Origin of the sequence: Burkholderia humptydooensis, assembly GCF_001513745.1 — a bacterium.
Classification (GTDB): domain Bacteria; phylum Pseudomonadota; class Gammaproteobacteria; order Burkholderiales; family Burkholderiaceae; genus Burkholderia; species Burkholderia humptydooensis.
Window position 1 is genome coordinate 14000 of record NZ_CP013380.1, and the last position, 16384, is coordinate 30383.

Consider the following 16384-nt stretch of genomic DNA (forward strand, 5'->3'; position numbering starts at 1 on the left):
GCGCATCACGCGACGGTCATTTGCACATCACTTTCAGCGTCTTCTTGTCGTCGATCCGGTAATCGCAGCGATTCACCCGCCCGGCGAGCCTGACGTCCTTCGTCTGGCCGTCCGCGTACTTGCAGCGGACCGTCACGTAGCGTCCCGCGTCGTACACGTAACCCAGCGCCCAATGCCCTTTCCGCTCGCCGGCGTCATCGGGAATCAGCGTCGCGAGGTCGCTCGGCGCGCCGTCGAACACGTCGACGTATTGCAGCGGGCTCTGCGCCCGCACCGGGCACACTTCCGCGCTCGCGCCGGACACGCCCGTCGTGCCGAACGCGCCCGCGCACCCGAAAAACGACACCGCGAGCAATGCGCAGGCTGCCTTACTCCACGACATAAAAATTGTCTCCGTTGTTCGACCGGCCATGCGCGCCCCAGCGCAGGCGCCGTTGCTGAACCGGTTGCGGCGTGGGCGGCGTGACGAACTGGTCGTAGACGAGGATGCCGCCGTCCTTCGACTGGCTGACGTAGATGGCCGCGTGGCCGTCGTACTTGCCGGCCGCGTTGAACGTCGCGATCACGGTGCCCGCGACGATCGACGCGTTCCCCTTCACCGCCGTGCCCTTGCGCCACTGCGCGGTGAGCGGCAGCGTCGGGCAGACCCGTTTCACGTACGACACGCATTGCCCGCAGAGATCGCGGCCGGACGTAACGCTGCCGGACGGCGCCTTGTCGAACGGCGCGAGCTTCGACGTGGGCGCGCAGGTCCAGCGGCCGACCGGCGCGTCGGCATTGCTCGAATAATGGGTGGAGACGTAAGGCATGGTTTCCTCGGTTTTTTTAAGCGGAATTCGAATTGACACAACCAGCCAGGCGAACCGGATTGTCAGGCAGATGCGGGAAACGATCAACCGCCGCGACAATTCAACACAATTCTTGCGTCGGAGTGCAATTTGCGCTTCGCCTTCTTCTCGCGCCTCATCATGGAATAGCGCGGCACGTCCGTTCGTTTACAGGTCGAGCGTCAGGCGTTTCGCGGAAGCGATGTTTCGCCCATGCCGCAGGCGCTCGCACCTATCGACAAACAGCAACATGCAGGACGATGCCGGCCGATGCGCCGCGCGTCGATATTTCGGGGTGTCCATTCAGAGCCCTATCATGAACGAGCTGATTCGTTGCGCCGCTGCGCTGATTTGCGCAGGCGTGTCCGTCTCCGCGTGCGCGCAAACCTATGACGGAACGACCGCGTCGATCGACACGTCGCACTGCCGGGCGATCGCCGGACAGGCGGAAATCGACGGCACGATGCAGCAAGTCGTCGGCCGCGCCTGCCTGCAAAGTGACGGAACCTGGCGGCTCGTCGAGAACGACGACGGCAGCGTGATGTGGTATCCGATCGCCGAGTATCCGTACTCCGATCCGTGGTACTGGAGCACGCCTTTCTTCGTCGTCGGCGGCACGACTTTCGTCTTCGTCGATCGCTTTCACCACTTCCACCGGTTCCATCATTTTCATCCGATGACGCCGAGCCACATCGGCCCGCCGATGGGCGGGGGTTTCCATCACGGACCGCCGCACGGCGGCGGCATGCACGGATGGAGCGGAACGATGCGGCACTAGCGGGCGCAAGCCGGCGCGCATTGCGTGCGCCATTGCGCGACGCACATCGTCCCGCCGGCCGTCGCGCCGCGTCGATCGATTTCCCCGCGCCGGAACGCGGCGGCGACACGCGACATCTATGTCGTCACGATGCGCGAAAACGCCTGCCGCATCGGGTCCCGTTTTCGCGCACCGCCTGTCCGTCATTTATCGATGCGCTGAGCGCGCGCGATCCCGACCCTTCGTATCAGGCCGCGGCGCGCGCCGAGCTGCGCGGCCTGCTCGAGCGGCAACTCGAGCAGTTGCCGCATGCGTTTCGGATCGTGTTCGTGCTGCGTTCGGTCGAAGAGCTGAGCGTCGACGAAACCGCGCGTTGCCTCGGCATTCCCGAGGCAACGGTGCGCAGCCGCCATTTCCGCGCGAAGCGCTCGCACGCGAGATCGAACTCGTCGAGCACGACGTATTCGAGTTCGGCGGCGGCGATTGCGATCGCATCGTGGCGGCGGTCATGCAGCGTCTCGCCGCGCGGCATCCTCGATAAGCGGCAGGTTGCGCGTCACGATCGAAGCGATTCGGCTACAGTCCGGGTGTGCGGCCGCGCCGAAGACGGCCGCCGATGCTTCGACCCAACCACGAGGATCACCCCATGCGCATCATCCGGGCCTGGCTCGCCCTGGCGTTCGTCGCGTCCATGACGTGCATCGCTTCCGCCGCCCACGCCGCGCCTGCCGGCAAGACGCTGACGTTCGACGGCGTCGATTTCTTCCAGCGCGACGCCACCGGCAATCGGCTCGAATACACGCCGAAGGGCGAGGACGATCTGTCGACATGGCGCACGATGATCACGCTCGTGCGCTACCCGGACGCGACGACGGCCGACGGGCTCGCCTCGATCGCGGATTCCGTGCTCGGGCTCTACAAGCAGAACGGCGCATTGATCCTGAAGGTCAACGCGGTGCCGGCCGCGCGCGGCAAGCCGGCCGAATACTTCATCTCGGTCGCGTTCCCGACGCGCGATTTCATCGAAGCGGTGTTCACGCGCATCGCGCTCGTCGACGGCGCGGGCGCGGGCGCGATCTACTCGCATCGCGAATACGGACGCGCGGTCGGCAACGAAGTGAGCGCATGGATCGAGAAGAACGGGCCGGCGAAAGAGCGCGCACTCAGGCAATGGAATCCGCTGCCGACTGCCGGCGGAAAATGAGCGGGCGAGGGGCGAGCGCTGTAACGAAACGCGCCGCCCGAGGCAGACCGATCGCGCGAAGCGGCTTCACGCGCCCGGCGAGTCATCCTTTCGCGACGAACGCCGCGATCTCGTCTTCCGCGAACCCCGCTTCGCGCAGGATCGCGGCGCTGTCCGCGCCGCGCCGCGGCACCGCGCCTGGCCGCGCGTTCGGCGAGCCGGAAAACCGCGGCGCCGGCGCCGCCTGCAGCACGCCGTCGCGCTCCGCATAGACGCCGCGCGCCGCCAGATGCGGATGCGACTTCGCTTCGACCGGGCTCAGCACCGGCGCGAAACAGACGTCGGTGCCCTCCATCAGCTCGACCCAATGCGCGCGCGGCCGGCTCGCGAAAATTTCCGCGAGCCGCGCGCGCAGCCGGGGCCAGCGGCTCGCATCGTACGGATGCCGGAAATCCTCGTCGCCGGCGAGATCGAGCTTGTCCACGAGCAGCGCGTAGAACTGCGGCTCCAGCGCGCCGACGCTGACATGGCCGCCGCACGCGCAGCGATAGCTGCCGTACCAGTGCGGGCCGTCGAGCAAGCCCTGGCCGCGCGCCATCGGCATGAAGCCCGCCGCGTGAATCGACAGCAGCAGGTTCATCAGATTCGCGCTGCCGTCGACGATCGCCGCGTCGACGACTTGCCCCTGCCCGCGCAGGCGCGCGTCGACAATGCCCGCGAGCACGCCGATCGCGAGATACAGCGCGCCGCCGCCGAGATCGCCGACGAGCGTCGGCGGCGCGAGCGGCGCGTCGCCCGGCTGCCCCGCGTACCAGAGCGCGCCGGACAGGCCGATGTAGTTGATGTCGTGGCCCGCCGCGTGCGCGAGCGGCCCATCCTGCCCCCAGCCCGTCATCCGTCCGTAGACGAGCTTCGGATTGCGCGCGAAGCACGCGTCGGGGCCGAGCCCGAGCCGCTCCATCACGCCGGGGCGCATCCCTTCGATCAGTGCGTCGGCGCCCTCGGCGAGCCGCAGCACCGCATCGATCGCCTCCGGCTGCTTCAGGTCGAGCGCGAGCGAGCGCTTGCCGCGATTGAAGATCGCGTGGCGGCCGAGGTCGAGCGGATCGCCGTCGCGGCCGGCCGTGCGCTCGACGAGGATCACGTCCGCGCCCATGTCGGCAAGCAGCATCCCGCAGAACGGCGCCGGACCGATGCCGGCGATTTCGACGATTCGGATTCCGTGCAAAGGGCCCATGCCCGCTCCCGTGAGGTTCGATGTCTTTGGCGTGACGACGCGCCACGCGGCGCGCGGCCCAACGCGCCACGAACACCGCGCGCTTCGCGCGACCCCGCTCAGTAGAAACTCCGCCGCTGCGCCGCCATCTCGCGCAACAGCGCCGGCGCGGCGAAGCGCGCGCCGTGCCGCGCTGCGAGACGATCGCACGTCGCGACGAACGCGTCCACCCCGACGCCGTGAATGTGCGACACCGGCCCGCCACGGAACGCCGGGAAGCCCCAGCCGAGAATCGCGCCGACATCCGCGTCGCGCGCCGTCATCAGCACGCGCTCTTCGAGGCAGCGCGCGGTCTCGACCGCCTGCACCGTCACGAGCCGCTCGATCAGCGCCGTCACGTCGGGCTGCTCGGCCGCGACCGGAAACTCGCGCGCGAGCCCCGGCCACAGCGCCTTCCTGCCGCCCGTCGCCGGATAGTCGTAATAGCCGAGCCCCGCCTTGCGGCCGAGCCGGCCGAGCTCGACCATTCTCGCGGCCACGTCCTCGCCCGGCCGCGCGGCGTACGCGTCGCCGAGATCGGCGCGCGTCTGCTTCGTGATCTTGTGGATCAGATCGCTCGACACCTCGTCGGTCAGCGCGAGCGGGCCGACCGGCATCCCGGCGAGCAGCCCGGCGTTCTCGATCAGCGCGGGCGCGACGCCCTCGGCGAGCATCGCGAGCCCTTCGAGCACGTAGGTCGAGAACACGCGGCTCGTGTAGAAGCCGCGCGAATCGTTGACGACGATCGGCGTCATCCCGATCGCTTTCACGTAATCGAGCGCGCGCGCGAGCGTCGCCTCGCTCGTCTCCCGGCCGACGATCACTTCGACAAGCGGCATCTTCTCCACCGGCGAGAAGAAATGCAGGCCGATGAAGTTCGCCGGCCGCGCGCTCGCCTGCGCGAGCCCCGTGATCGGCAGCGTCGACGTGTTCGACGCGAAGAGCGCATCGGGCGCGAGCACCGCTTCGCTCTTGCGCGTCACGTCGGCCTTGATCGCGCGATCCTCGAACACCGCCTCGATCACGAGCTCCGCGCCGTCGAGCCGCGCGAAATCGGTCGTCGGCGCGATCCTCGCAAGCAGCGCGTCGGCTTTTTCCTGCGCGAGCCGGCCGCGCTGCACCTGTTTGTCGACGAGCTTGCGCGAATAGTCCTTGCCGCGCGCGGCCGCCTCTTCGCTCGTGTCGATCAGCACGACGTCGAGCCCCGCCTTCGCGCTCACGTACGCGATGCCCGCGCCCATCATCCCCGCGCCGAGCACGCCGATCTTCCGGTAGCGCTGCGCCGGCACGCCGGCCGGCCGCGCGGCGAGCTTGTTCGCTTCGTTCATCCCGAAGAACAGCGTGCGGATCATCGCCTTCGCTTGCGGCGACAGCACCGCCTTCACGAAATAGCGCGCCTCGGTCTTCAGGCCCGTGTCGAGATCGGTCAGCAGCCCTTCGTACACGCACGACAGGATGCTCGCGACGGCCGGATAATTGCCGTAGGTCTTCTGCCGCGCGAGCGCGTTCGCCGCCATGAACACCTGCTGGACGGACGGATGCGTGAGCGCGCCGCCCGGAATCTTGAAGCCCTTCGCGTCCCACGGCTGCGTCGCGGTGCGGCGGCTCGCGTCGAGCAGCCACACGCGCGCGGCCGCGATCTCCTCGCCCGCCGGCACGACCGCGTGCAGGATGCCCGCGGCCAGCGCGTCGGCCGCCTTCAGCCGCTTGCCTTCGAGCAGGAGCGGCAGCGACGCCTGGATGCCGACGAGGCGCGGCAGGCGCTGCGTGCCGCCGCCGCCCGGCAGCAGGCCGAGCGTCACTTCCGGCAGGCCGAAGCGCGCCCTCGGCGTGTCGGCCGCGACGCGGTAGTGGCCCGCGAGCGCGATCTCGAGCCCGCCGCCGAGCGCCGAGCCCGGCATCGCGATCGCCACCGGCTTGCCGCCCGTCTCGAGCGCGCGCAGCGCGCGGTGCAGCTCGCACGTGCGCGCGAAGAGCGTCTCGGCATCGTCGCTCGCCTGCAGCCATTCGAGGTCGCCGCCCGCGATGAAATCGGGCTTCGCCGACGTGACGAGTATCCCCTTCACCGCCGCGTCCTGAAGCGCGCGCGCCGCCGCCGCGAAGAACGCCTCGCAGCTCTCGCCGTTCAGCACGTTCTGGCTGCGCTGCGGCAGGTTCCAGCTCAAGGTCGCGATGCCGTCGTCATCGAGCGTGTAATCGATCATGGTCGTCCCTCGTCAAATCCGTTCGATGATGGTCGCCGTGCCCATGCCGGCGCCGACGCACAAGGTGGCGAGGCCCGTGGCCGCGCCGCGCCGCTCCAGCTCGTCGAGCAGCGTGCCGAGGATCATCGCGCCCGTCGCGCCGAGCGGATGGCCCATCGCGATCGCGCCGCCGTTCACGTTGATCCGGTCGTGCGCAATCGCCATCGCGTCCATGAAGCGCAGCACGACCGACGCGAACGCTTCGTTCAGCTCGTACAGGTCGATGTCGGCCGCGCGCATGCCGGCGCGCTTGAGCGCCTTCTCGGCCGCATAGGCCGGCCCCGTCAGCATGATCGACGGCTCCGAGCCGATGCTCGCGAACGAGCGGACCCGCGCGCGCGGCGCGAGGCCCGCGCGCTTGCCCGCCTCGAGCGAGCCGATCAGCACGGCCGACGCGCCGTCGACGATCCCCGAGCTGTTGCCCGCGTGATGCACGTGCTCGATGCGTTCGAGCTCCGGGTAGCGCTGGCGGATCACCGCGTCGAAGCCGTACATCTCGCCCAGCTCGGCGAACGAAGGCTTGAGCGTCGCGAGCGTCTCGGGCGTCGTCTGCGGGCGGATCGTCTCGTCGCGATCGAGGATCGTCAGGCCGTTGACGTCGCGCACCGGCACGATCGAGCGCGCGAACCAGCCGGCCTGCGTCGCCGCGTATGCGCGGCGGTGGCTCTCGGCGGCGTATGCGTCGACGTCGGCGCGGCTGTAGCCCCACTTCGTCGCGATCGTGTCGGCCGATACGCCCTGCGGCACGAAGTAGCTCGGAATCGCGATGGCCGGATCGACGGGCCATGCGCCGCCGCTCGCGCCCATCGGCACGCGCGACATGCTCTCGACGCCGCCGCCGATCGCCATGTCCGACTGGCCGGACATCACCTGCGCGGCCGCCATGTTGCACGCTTCGAGGCCCGACGCGCAGAAGCGGTTGACCTGCACGCCGGCCGTCGTCTGCGCGTAACCCGCCGCGAGCACCGCGATGCGGCCGATGCACGCGCCCTGCTCGCCGACGGGCTCGACGCAGCCGAGCACGACGTCATCGACGGCGCTCGTGTCGAGACCGTTGCGATCGCGAATCGCGCGCAGCGCGGTTGCGGCGAGCGCGAGCGGCGTGACGCCGTGCAGGCTGCCGTCCTTCTTGCCTTTGCCGCGCGGCGTGCGCACGGCGTCGAAAATGTAGGCTTCCATGAATCGTTCCTTCAGTTGATGGAGACGGCCTGTCAGGACGGCCTGTCAGGACAACCGGTTGCGGCCGCATTCGGCCGGCGGGCGGGGCGGCCGCTTCACGCTGCGGCCGGGGTGCGCTCGTCGGGCCTAGCCGATCTCGCTGGCCGGGTCTTGCTGGTCGATTCCTCACCGTCGGGCGCTCAGGCGAGCGGTCGATCGGCTCGCCGACAGGCGAATCGACCCCGGGAGGATCGGCGCGTCATCCGGCTTGCTGTTTGGCGAGCCGCTTCGCGCGCCATGCGCCGTCACAGCGTGCGCGCGATCAGCTCCTTCATGATTTCGTTGGTGCCGCCGTAGATCTGCTGCACGCGCGAATCGGCCCATGCGCGCGCGATCGGGTATTCCCACATGTAGCCGTAGCCGCCGTGCAGTTGCACGCAGCGATCGATCACCTTGAACTGCAGCTCGGTCGTCCAGTACTTCGCCATCGAAGCCGTCGCCGCGTCGAGCTTGCCCGCGAGCTGCAACTCGATGCATTTGTCGACGAACACGCGCCCGATCTGGATCTCACTCTTCATCTCGGCGAGCGCGTGGCGGCTCGTCTGGAAGTCGATCACCGCACGGCCGAACGCGCGGCGATCGCGCGTGTAGTCGAGCGTCCACGCAAGCGCCGCCTCGGCCGACGCGATCGCGCTGATCGCGATCTGCAGCCGCTCCCACGGCAGTTCCTGCATCAGATAGACGAAGCCGCGATTCTCCTCGCCGAGCAGATTCCCGGCGGGCACGCGCACGCCGTCGAAAAAGAGCTCCGACGTATCCTGCGCCTTCATGCCCACCTTCTTCAGCCGCTTGCCCTTGCTGAAGCCCGCCATGTCCGTGTCGACGACGAACAGGCTCGTGCCCTTCGAGCCGCCCTCGGGCGTCGTGCGCGCGACGACGATCACGACGTCCGCATGCCAGCCGTTCGTGATGAAGATCTTCGAGCCGTTGAGCACGTAGTGACCGCCGTCGCGCACCGCGGTCGTGCGCACGCCTTGCAGGTCGGAGCCCGCGCCGGGCTCGGTCATCGCGATCGCGCCGATCATCTCGGCGCTCGCGAGCTTCGGCAGGTAGCGCGCCTTCAGCGCCTCGCTGCCGTAATGGAGGATGTACGGCGCGACGATCTCCGAATGCAGCCCGAAGCCGAGCCCCGACGCGCCCGCGCGCGCGATCTCCTCGAACAGCACGACGCTGTAGCGGATGTCCGCGCCCGCGCCGCCGTACGCTTGCGGCATGCTCGCGCAGTGGTAGCCCGCCGCGGCCGCCTTCGTCCACACCTCGCGGTCGACATAGCCCTGCTCCTCCCAGCGCTCGTGGTGCGGCATCACCTCGGATTCGATGAAGCGGCGGACGGACTCGCGGAACTGCTCGTGCTCTTCGGCGAAGAGGGTGCGGGAAATCATGGCGTCTCCAGTGAGGAAATCGCGCGGCGCGCTGGCGTCGGCGACAGGCTGTTTGCGGTATTTGAGCAAGTCCGGGACAATCTGCGTTGATCCGAAGCGCCATTTTCTTGACATGAAAAAACCGCCGCGTGACGCCGGCCGGCCCGGGGTCGCGATCCTTCTGCCGCCGCGCCTGTTGGGCGGCTATGTGTTCCTCACGCACGAAATGCTGCTGCTCGCCGGCACGATGAAGGCGCGCAGCCTGGACGTCGTGAACAGCCGGCTGTTCGACATCGCGATCCTGTCACACGACGGCCGGCCGGTGCCGACGATCGGCGGCATCGACGTGCCGGCGACGGCCGCGCTGCGCGACGCCGACGCGCACGAAGTCGTGATCGTCCCCGCGCAATTCATGCCGGACGAGCAGATCGACACGGTCGAGCGCGTGTTCATCGATTGGCTGAAGCGCCGCTATGCGGCGGGCGCGCTCGTCGTCGGGCTCAACGCGGCGCCGCTCCTCGCGAAGGCCGGCTTGCTCGACGGCCGCAGCGCGACCGGGCTGCCAAGCGAGCGCACGCTGTTCGCGCGGCATTTTCCGGCGGTGCGCTATACGCCGTCGAAGCCGCTCGTGGTCGACGGGCGGCTCATCACCGTGAGCGGCATCAATCCGGCCGTCGATGCGTGCGCGTACGTGATCGACTACTGCTTCGGCGCGGGCGTGTCGCAGCGGCTGCTGCGGGTCGCGCTCACGCAGTCGCTGCCGTCGTACGAGCACATGGCTGTGTGGGCCGCGCAGTACAAGCGGCACGGCGATGCGCCGGTGCTCGCGGTGCAGGACGGCGTCGAGCGCGCGCTCGCGCATCCGCCGACGCTCGCCGAACTCGCCGCGCGCGCGGCGATGAGCGAGCGCACGCTGTCGCGGCGCTTCGCGGCCGCGACCGGGCTCACGCTGCGGCGCTACGTCGCCGCGCTGCGCGTCGAACTCGCCGCATTCCTGCTGCGCACGAGCCGGATGACGCTCGATCACATCGCCGACGAATGCGGCTTCGCGAGCGCGAGCGCGCTGAGCCATGCGTTCCTCGCGGGGCAAGGATGCAGCCCGATTCAGTATCGGAACCGGCATCGGCCCGGCGCGCGGAGCGATGCGGCTGAGGGCGGCGGCGCGGGCTGATGGGCCGGAAAGTAATCGGGCGGCGATCGCGCGGCCGCGGTGCCGGCCACCGCGGCCGCCGTCATTTCCCCTGTCAATTCACTTGAAACATTACTAAAAATTCTATATAAATAAATCCTGAGTAATCACCTTTCGTTTGCCAGCCGCGAAAAGCCCCATGACGCAACCCACCGCGAAACATCTGATCCTCGATTTGCTGGTCGCCAAGGACGGCGAGCCGCTGCAGGTGCGCGAGGCGATCATCGCGTGCCGGCTGTTCGGTCTCACCGAGAACAGCGTGCGCGTCGCGCTCGCGCGGCTTGCGGCCGAGTCGCTCGTCGAAGGCGCGGAGCGCGGCAGCTACCGGCTCGGGCCGTCGGCCGTCGAGCTGTCCGAGGAGCTGACCGCGTGGCGCACCGTCGAATCGCGGCTGCGCCGCTGGAGCGGCGCGTATCTGATGGTGTCGTGCATCTCGCTCGGCCGCGTCGACCGCACTGCCCTCGCCCGCCGCGAGCGCGCGTTCGAGATGCTCGGCTTCCGCGAATGGGACAAGAGCCTGTACGTGCGCCCGGACAACATCGCGGGCAATGTCGACTCGGTGCGCCGGCGGCTGACGAAGCTCGGCGTCGAGCCGGCGGCGGCCGTGTTCGTCGCGATGGGCTTCGACGCCGCGCAGGAAGCGCGCATCCGCGCGCTGTGGGACGGCGAAGCGCTGTCAGACACGTATCGCGCGCTCGGCGCGCAGCTCGAAGACTGGCTCACGCGTGCGCCGGAGCTCGATCTCGACGTCGCCGCGCGCGAGGCGTTCCTGCTCGGCGGCAAGGCGATCCGGCAGGTCGTGTTCGATCCGCTGCTGCCGGAGCCGTTCGTCGACGTCGCCGCGCGCGCGGCGTTCATCGAATGCGCGCGGCGCTATGTCGGCGCGGGCCACCGGATCTGGCGCGCGCTCCTCGACAGCGAGCAGCCGTCCGCGCCGGGCGCGGCGCGCGGCGCGATCGCGGGCCACCTGCACTAGCACTGGCGCGACAAACGGCCGGAGGAGACCTCGATATGACCGACAGAATCCGCATCCGCGACCTCTTCACCCGCGACGAGATCCGCGCGCTGACCGTGCGCTCGAACTGGCGCGGCGCGTGGGCGGTCGGCTCGACGTGGGCGGTGATCGCGCTCGCGTTCGCGGGCCTCGCGTATGCGCGCGCGCATTTTCCGGCCTGGGGCTTCGCGCTCGCGCTCGCGGCCGGCATGACGATCATCGCCGGACGCCAGCTCTGCCTCGGCATCCTCCAGCACGACGCCGCGCACGGCACGCTGTTCCGCGCGCGCTGGGCGAACGACGTGCTCGTCGACTGGCTGTGCGCGCGGCCGATCTGGAACGAGCTGCACAAGTACCGCCCATACCACCTGACGCACCATGCGACGACGTCGTCGAGCGTCGATCCCGATCTGTCGCTCGTCGCGGGCCTGCCGACGACGCGCGCATCGCTCGTGCGCAAGTGCTTGCGCGACCTTTCGGGCGTCACGGGCGTCAAGTTCCTGATCGGCCGCGTGCTGATGGACGCGGGCGTGCTCGAGTGGTCGCTGACGAACGACATCCGGCGCCTGCCGCAGACGGGCCGCCGCTGGCGGGACTATCCGGCCGCGTTCTTCCGCACCGCGGCCGGCATGCTGATCACGAACGCCATCCTGTTCGGCGCGCTATGGGCAAGCGGCCATCCGTGGCTGTACGGCGTGTGGGTGCTCGCGTACGTGACGCCGTTTCCGCTTTTCATCCGCATCCGCTCGATGGCCGAGCATGCATGCCTCGAGACGAGCGACGATCCGCTGCGCAACACGCGCACGACGCGCGCCGGCTGGCTCGCGCGCGCGACCGTCGCGCCGATCCACGTGAACTACCACGTCGAGCATCATCTGATGGCGTCGGTGCCGTACTTCCGGCTGCCGAAGATGCACCGGATGCTGCGCGAGCGCGGCTGCGTCGCGCGGCCGCCGTCGTACTGGCAGGTGCTGAAGACCGTCAGCGGAAAGATGGCGGCGGCTTGAGTGAGCAGAACGCCGGGTGACGGACATCCGGCGCTCTCATGTATATCCCACGAAAACCCGCCCGCAATCAGTGGACAATTTGGGGATAAACCACCATTCGAACTGTGTACCGCAAAAGTTGTTCTTCACAGCCCGCGACAATTCATTGCCCGTACAGAAGGTTGCACGGCCGATAGGGCATTGATGCGAAAGAGACCGTGGTTCGCACATTCCGCGACACAGAAAAAGATGCTTCGCCTCCGGCGATTATCTGAAGCGCTGATTGTCCTCGAACGCCCGAACCTCAACCCACCCGCCCACGCTCGAGCTTCGCCGACACCGCATCGATCCGCCGCCGCACATACCGCACGAGCGCGCGCCACGTGACGCGCGTCAACCAGATGCACACGAGCAGCCCGACGATCCCGATCGGCAGCATCGCCAGCCCGTAGCCGAACGCGATGCCCCCGAGCGCGAACCCGGTCGGCGCGGCGACGCTGACGTGCTGCTTGCCGTTGTCGACGGTGATCCGGCCGCCGACGATCGACACCGCATTCTCGCCGTTCGTCACCGACAGGTTCATGCCGCCGCGACCGTCCGGCGTGATCTGCACATTGCCGCCCGCGACGCCGGGCACGTTCACGCCCGGCGCCGACGCGCCCGTGTTCGCGATCTCGCCGCCCCGCGCCTCCGTGCCGTCCGCCGCGCCCTTGCCGGCCGTCGCACCGGCCGCGCCGGCCGCGCCGACCTGCGCCGCGCCGCCGCCGAACGGCAGGACGCCCGGCACGGGCGTGCCGAATACGTAATGGCTGCCGAACGCGACGAGCGTGACGAGCCCCGCCACCGTCAGCGCGCCGAAGAACACATAGCCCGTCGTCAGCACGAGCATGTACAGCAGGAACGGCACGAGCAGGATCAGGTGCAGCAGCCCGAGGCCCGCGATCGAGCCGACGACGCGCATCAGATTGCCGAACGAGCGACGCTCCTCCCATTGCCGGAAATTCGCCTGCGCCTTCAGCTCGCGCGCGAGCTTCTCCGGATCGCCGAGCGCGGCGATCACGTCTTCTTCCGCGCGCCCGGCCGCGAGCGCGTCGCCGATGTACTCGCGGTAATCGGCGACGATCTCGTCGATGTCCCGCTTCGGCAGGCTGCCGAGCGCCTGCCGCAACCGCTGGATGAATGCGTCCTGCTTCATTGCCGTTCCTCTCCGTCCGCTCGCGTGCCGTGCAGCGCCAGCACGCCGTTGACTTCGTCGACGAAACCGAGCCACTCGTCCTCCATCTGCCGCAGGCTCGCGCGCCCGGCGCCGGTGATCGAGTAGTACTTGCGCGGCGGCCCCGACGTCGATTCGACGAGGTAGGTCGTCACCCACGCCTCGGCCTGCAGACGCCGCATCAGCGGGTAGATCGTGCCTTCGCTGATCTCCATCGTTTCGGCGAGCGTCGACACGAGCTCGTACGCGTAGCTGTCCCGCCGCGCCAGCACGGCGAGCACGCACATGTCGAGCGTGCCTTTCTTCAACTGGGTCTTCATTCCATTCCGCCGGCGTAGTGTGCGTTGCAAGATACCATGTCATGTTCAGCGGCGGCCCGTCGTGCATGCCGCCGCTGAACATGGGCCGACTATAGCAACTGGTATCATCTAATGCAAGGTACTGTTTTATGCACGATGAATGCCGCCGCGCAACGCGCGCGCCGTCGCCGTCCGCCGCTCAGAACGCAGTTTGAATTGATCGACAGCGCACACGGCGCGCACGCCGGCCGATTTCGCCGATAGTGGCAGCCTGTCCATCCATCCGACCCAGCGAGAAGCGACACATGTCCGCGGCAACCCCCAACGGCTCGACGGAATTCGACTACATCGTGATCGGCGGCGGCTCGGCCGGCTGCGTCGTCACGCACCGGCTCGTCCACGCCGGGCATCGCGTGCTGCTGCTCGAAGCCGGCCCGCCCGACAATTCGTTCTTCGTCCGCACGCCCGCGACGTTCGTGCGCGTGATCGGCACGAAGCGGACCTGGATCTACGAGACGGAGCCGCAAGCGCACGCGGCCGGCCGGCGGATGCACGTGCCGCAGGGCCGCACGCTCGGCGGCGGCAGCTCGGTGAACGCGATGGTGTACATCCGCGGCACGCCCGCCGATTACGACGGCTGGCGCGACGCCGGCTGCGACGGCTGGGGCTGGGACGACGTGCTGCCGTTCTTCCGGCGCGCCGAGCACAACCACCGGCTCGCGGGGCCGCTGCACGGCGCGGATGGGCCGCTGCACGTGAGCGACACGCGTTTTCGTCATCCGCTGAGCCAGGCGTTCGTTCAGGGCGCGCAGGAGTTCGGGCTGCCGTACAACGACGACTTCAACGGCGCATCGCAGGCGGGCGTCGGCTTCTATCAGACGACGACGTTCGAAGGCCGGCGCGGCAGCACCGCCGCGACGTATCTCGCCGACGTCCGGCGCAACCCGCTGCTGACGGTCGAGACCGACGCGTTCGTCACGCGCATCGTGTTCGAAAACGGCGTCGCGGCCGGCGTCCGCTATCGGCTGCGCGGCGGCGAGGAGCGGCTCGTGCGCGCGCGCGCCGAGATCGTGCTGTCCGCGGGCGCGCTCGCGAGCCCGAAGCTGCTGATGCTGTCGGGCGTCGGCCCTGCCGAGCAGTTGCAGCGACACGGCATTCCGGTCGTCCACGACGCGCCCGAGGTCGGGCTCAACTTCCAGGACCATCTCGAAGTGTCGCTGTACGGCCGCGCGCGCGAGCCGGTGAGCCTCGCGGGCCAGGACCGCGGGCTCAACGCGCTGCGCCACGGCATCCAGTACGCGCTGTTCCGCACGGGGCTCCTCACGTCGAACGTCGTCGAGAGCGGCGGCTTCGTCGATACCGCGCAAGGCGGCCGCCCCGACGTGCAGTTCCACGTGCTGCCCGTGCTCGTCGGCGACGTCGGCCGCGAGCCGCTCGAAGGGCACGGGATCTCGATCAACCCGTGCTTCCTGCGGCCGAAGTCGCGCGGCACGGTGCGCCTGCGCAGCGCCGATCCGCTCGCGCCGATCCTGTTCGACGGCAATTTCCTCAGTCATCCGGACGATTTCGCGACGCTCGTGCGCGGCCTGTCGCTTGCGCGCGAGATCATGCGGACGCCGTCGATGTCGAAGGCGATCGCGGGCGAGATGCTGCCGGCCGAAGGCGGTCGCGTCGATCTCGCCGCATACGTGCGCTCGCACGCGAAGACCGTCTATCACCCGTCGGGCACGTGCCGGATGGGCGGCGATCCGGCGTCGGTCGTCGATTCGCAACTGCGCGTGCGCGGCGTCGGCGGGCTGCGGATCTGCGACGCATCGGTGATGCCCTCGCTCGTATCCGGCAACACGAATGCGCCGACGATCATGATCGCCGAGCGCTGCGCCGAGTTCATGCTGCCGCCTGCGGGCGCGCCGAACGCGCGCATTGTCGCGGGCGCGTCGCATGCCGCCGCGCCGCTCGACGCCGGCGGCGTGCGCTGAGCGCCGCGCTCCCGCCGTCGCGGCGAATCGTCACGATCGCGCTTTTCACATCCACTCGAAGGAGACGTCAGTCATGCACACGTTCAACGACAAGGTCGCGTTGATCACGGGCGGCGGCACGGGCATCGGCGCGGCCGTCGCGCGCAGGTTCGTCGAAGCGGGCGGCAAGGTCGTTCTGCTCGGCCGCCGTCGCGAGCCGCTCGACGCGGCCGCGCAACCGCTCGGCGCCGCCGCGATCGCCGTCGCGGGCGACGCGGCCGACGCGCGCGACGTGCGGCGCGCGCTCGATGACGCGCGCGCGGCGTTCGGGCGCGTCGACGTGCTGGTCGCGAACGCGGGCGGCCACGGCGTCGGCGGCGCGCTCGACACCGACGACGCGTCGTGGGCGCAATCGACGCGGGTGAATCTCGACACCGCATTCGTCTGTGCGCGCGAGCTGCTGCCCGAGCTGATCGAGCGGCGCGGCAACATCGTGATCCTCTCGTCGCTCGCCGGACATTTCGCGGGCCCGAACGTCGTCGGCTACGTGACGACGAAGCATGCGCTGATCGGCCTCACGCGCTCGCTCGCGCGCGACTACGGCAGCGCCGGCGTGCGCGTGAACGCGGTGTGTCCGGGCTGGGTGCGCACCGCGATGGCCGACGAGCAGATGGACGCGCTGCGCGACGCGCGCGGGCTCGCGACGCGCGAGGACGCCTACCGGCTCGTCACGCGCGACGTCCCGCTCGGCCGCCCGGCGGAGCCCGACGAAATCGCCGACACGGTGCTGTATCTCGCGTCGCCGTATGCGTCGATGATCACGGGCACGTCACTGCTCGTCGACGGCGGCGCATCGGCCGTCGACCTGCCGACGATCGAATTCGCGCGCTGAGCGCCACGG

At 69.3% G+C, this 16384-nt stretch carries 15 protein-coding genes and 1 pseudogene; 8 read left to right on the forward strand and 8 right to left on the reverse strand.

The annotated features are described in order from the left end of the window. Positions 1-16: 16 nt before the first annotated feature. Positions 17-382 (reverse strand): STY0301 family protein, encoded by a 366-nt coding sequence (locus AQ610_RS00065; RefSeq protein ID WP_043281890.1) that lies wholly within the window; start codon positions 380-382, stop codon positions 17-19. After that, the gene (locus AQ610_RS00070) at positions 369-809 is read right to left on the reverse strand and encodes a BPSL0067 family protein (RefSeq protein ID WP_009910885.1); all 441 of its coding nucleotides are present in this window, start codon (positions 807-809) and stop codon (positions 369-371) included. The genes AQ610_RS00065 and AQ610_RS00070 overlap by 14 nt, the downstream gene beginning before the upstream one ends. A gap of 334 nt (positions 810-1143) precedes the next feature. Here AQ610_RS00070 and AQ610_RS00075 point away from each other — a divergent pair, with 334 nt between their 5' ends. The 3 genes and pseudogenes from AQ610_RS00075 (at position 1144) to AQ610_RS00085 (ending at position 2788) form a co-directional block, all read left to right on the forward strand. Next, a complete protein-coding gene (locus AQ610_RS00075; protein ID WP_043281889.1) occupies positions 1144-1605 on the forward strand; it encodes a hypothetical protein in 462 nt (153 codons plus the stop codon). A gap of 161 nt (positions 1606-1766) precedes the next feature. After that, positions 1767-2125 (forward strand): annotated as a pseudogene (locus AQ610_RS35670) (sigma factor-like helix-turn-helix DNA-binding protein); the annotation flags it as partial. Positions 2126-2230: 105 nt separating this feature from the next. Further along, complete coding sequence (locus AQ610_RS00085) at positions 2231-2788, forward strand: hypothetical protein (RefSeq protein ID WP_009910881.1); 558 nt, start codon at positions 2231-2233, stop codon at positions 2786-2788. 82 nt (positions 2789-2870) lie between these two features. On the opposite strand, the gene AQ610_RS00090 is transcribed toward AQ610_RS00085, so the two are convergent. From AQ610_RS00090 to AQ610_RS00105, 4 genes are all read right to left on the reverse strand, one after another. Further along, positions 2871-4004, reverse strand: coding sequence for a CaiB/BaiF CoA transferase family protein (locus tag AQ610_RS00090; RefSeq protein WP_006024038.1), 1134 nt, complete (start codon positions 4002-4004; stop codon positions 2871-2873). A 98-nt stretch (positions 4005-4102) separates the two neighbouring features. Next, complete coding sequence (locus AQ610_RS00095) at positions 4103-6226, reverse strand: 3-hydroxyacyl-CoA dehydrogenase NAD-binding domain-containing protein (RefSeq protein ID WP_006024037.1); 2124 nt, start codon at positions 6224-6226, stop codon at positions 4103-4105. 12 nt (positions 6227-6238) lie between these two features. Further along, positions 6239-7444 (reverse strand): acetyl-CoA C-acetyltransferase, encoded by a 1206-nt coding sequence (locus tag AQ610_RS00100; RefSeq protein ID WP_006024036.1) that lies wholly within the window; start codon positions 7442-7444, stop codon positions 6239-6241. A gap of 284 nt (positions 7445-7728) precedes the next feature. Then, complete coding sequence (locus tag AQ610_RS00105; protein WP_006024035.1) at positions 7729-8865, reverse strand: acyl-CoA dehydrogenase family protein; 1137 nt, start codon at positions 8863-8865, stop codon at positions 7729-7731. Positions 8866-8977: 112 nt separating this feature from the next. Between AQ610_RS00105 and AQ610_RS00110 the strand changes: the two genes are divergently transcribed. The 3 genes from AQ610_RS00110 to AQ610_RS00120 all read left to right on the forward strand — a co-directional run bounded on the left by AQ610_RS00110 (position 8978) and on the right by AQ610_RS00120 (position 12034). Further along, positions 8978-10015 carry a GlxA family transcriptional regulator gene (locus tag AQ610_RS00110; protein ID WP_006024033.1) on the forward strand — a complete coding sequence of 346 codons (1038 nt, stop codon included), beginning with the start codon at positions 8978-8980 and terminating at the stop codon, positions 10013-10015. Positions 10016-10172: 157 nt separating this feature from the next. Beyond that, on the forward strand, positions 10173-11009 hold the full coding sequence (locus AQ610_RS00115; protein ID WP_006024032.1) for a PaaX family transcriptional regulator C-terminal domain-containing protein: 837 nt from the start codon (positions 10173-10175) through the stop codon (positions 11007-11009). 35 nt (positions 11010-11044) lie between these two features. Further along, positions 11045-12034, forward strand: coding sequence for a fatty acid desaturase family protein (locus AQ610_RS00120; protein WP_006024031.1), 990 nt, complete (start codon positions 11045-11047; stop codon positions 12032-12034). 283 nt (positions 12035-12317) lie between these two features. On the opposite strand, the gene AQ610_RS00125 is transcribed toward AQ610_RS00120, so the two are convergent. Then, positions 12318-13208 carry a DUF1700 domain-containing protein gene (locus AQ610_RS00125; RefSeq protein WP_006024030.1) on the reverse strand — a complete coding sequence of 297 codons (891 nt, stop codon included), beginning with the start codon at positions 13206-13208 and terminating at the stop codon, positions 12318-12320. Then, positions 13205-13546 (reverse strand): PadR family transcriptional regulator, encoded by a 342-nt coding sequence (locus AQ610_RS00130; protein ID WP_006024029.1) that lies wholly within the window; start codon positions 13544-13546, stop codon positions 13205-13207. Before AQ610_RS00130 ends, AQ610_RS00125 begins: the two co-directional genes overlap by 4 nt. Before the next feature lie 284 nt (positions 13547-13830). On the opposite strand from AQ610_RS00130, the gene AQ610_RS00135 reads away from it, so the two are divergent. Both AQ610_RS00135 and AQ610_RS00140 read left to right on the forward strand, forming a co-directional pair. Beyond that, on the forward strand, positions 13831-15504 hold the full coding sequence (locus AQ610_RS00135) for a GMC family oxidoreductase (RefSeq protein ID WP_006024027.1): 1674 nt from the start codon (positions 13831-13833) through the stop codon (positions 15502-15504). 73 nt (positions 15505-15577) lie between these two features. Next, positions 15578-16375, forward strand: a complete 798-nt coding sequence (locus AQ610_RS00140; RefSeq protein WP_006024026.1) for an SDR family NAD(P)-dependent oxidoreductase — start codon at positions 15578-15580, stop codon at positions 16373-16375. The last annotated feature ends 9 nt before the right edge of the window (positions 16376-16384 follow it).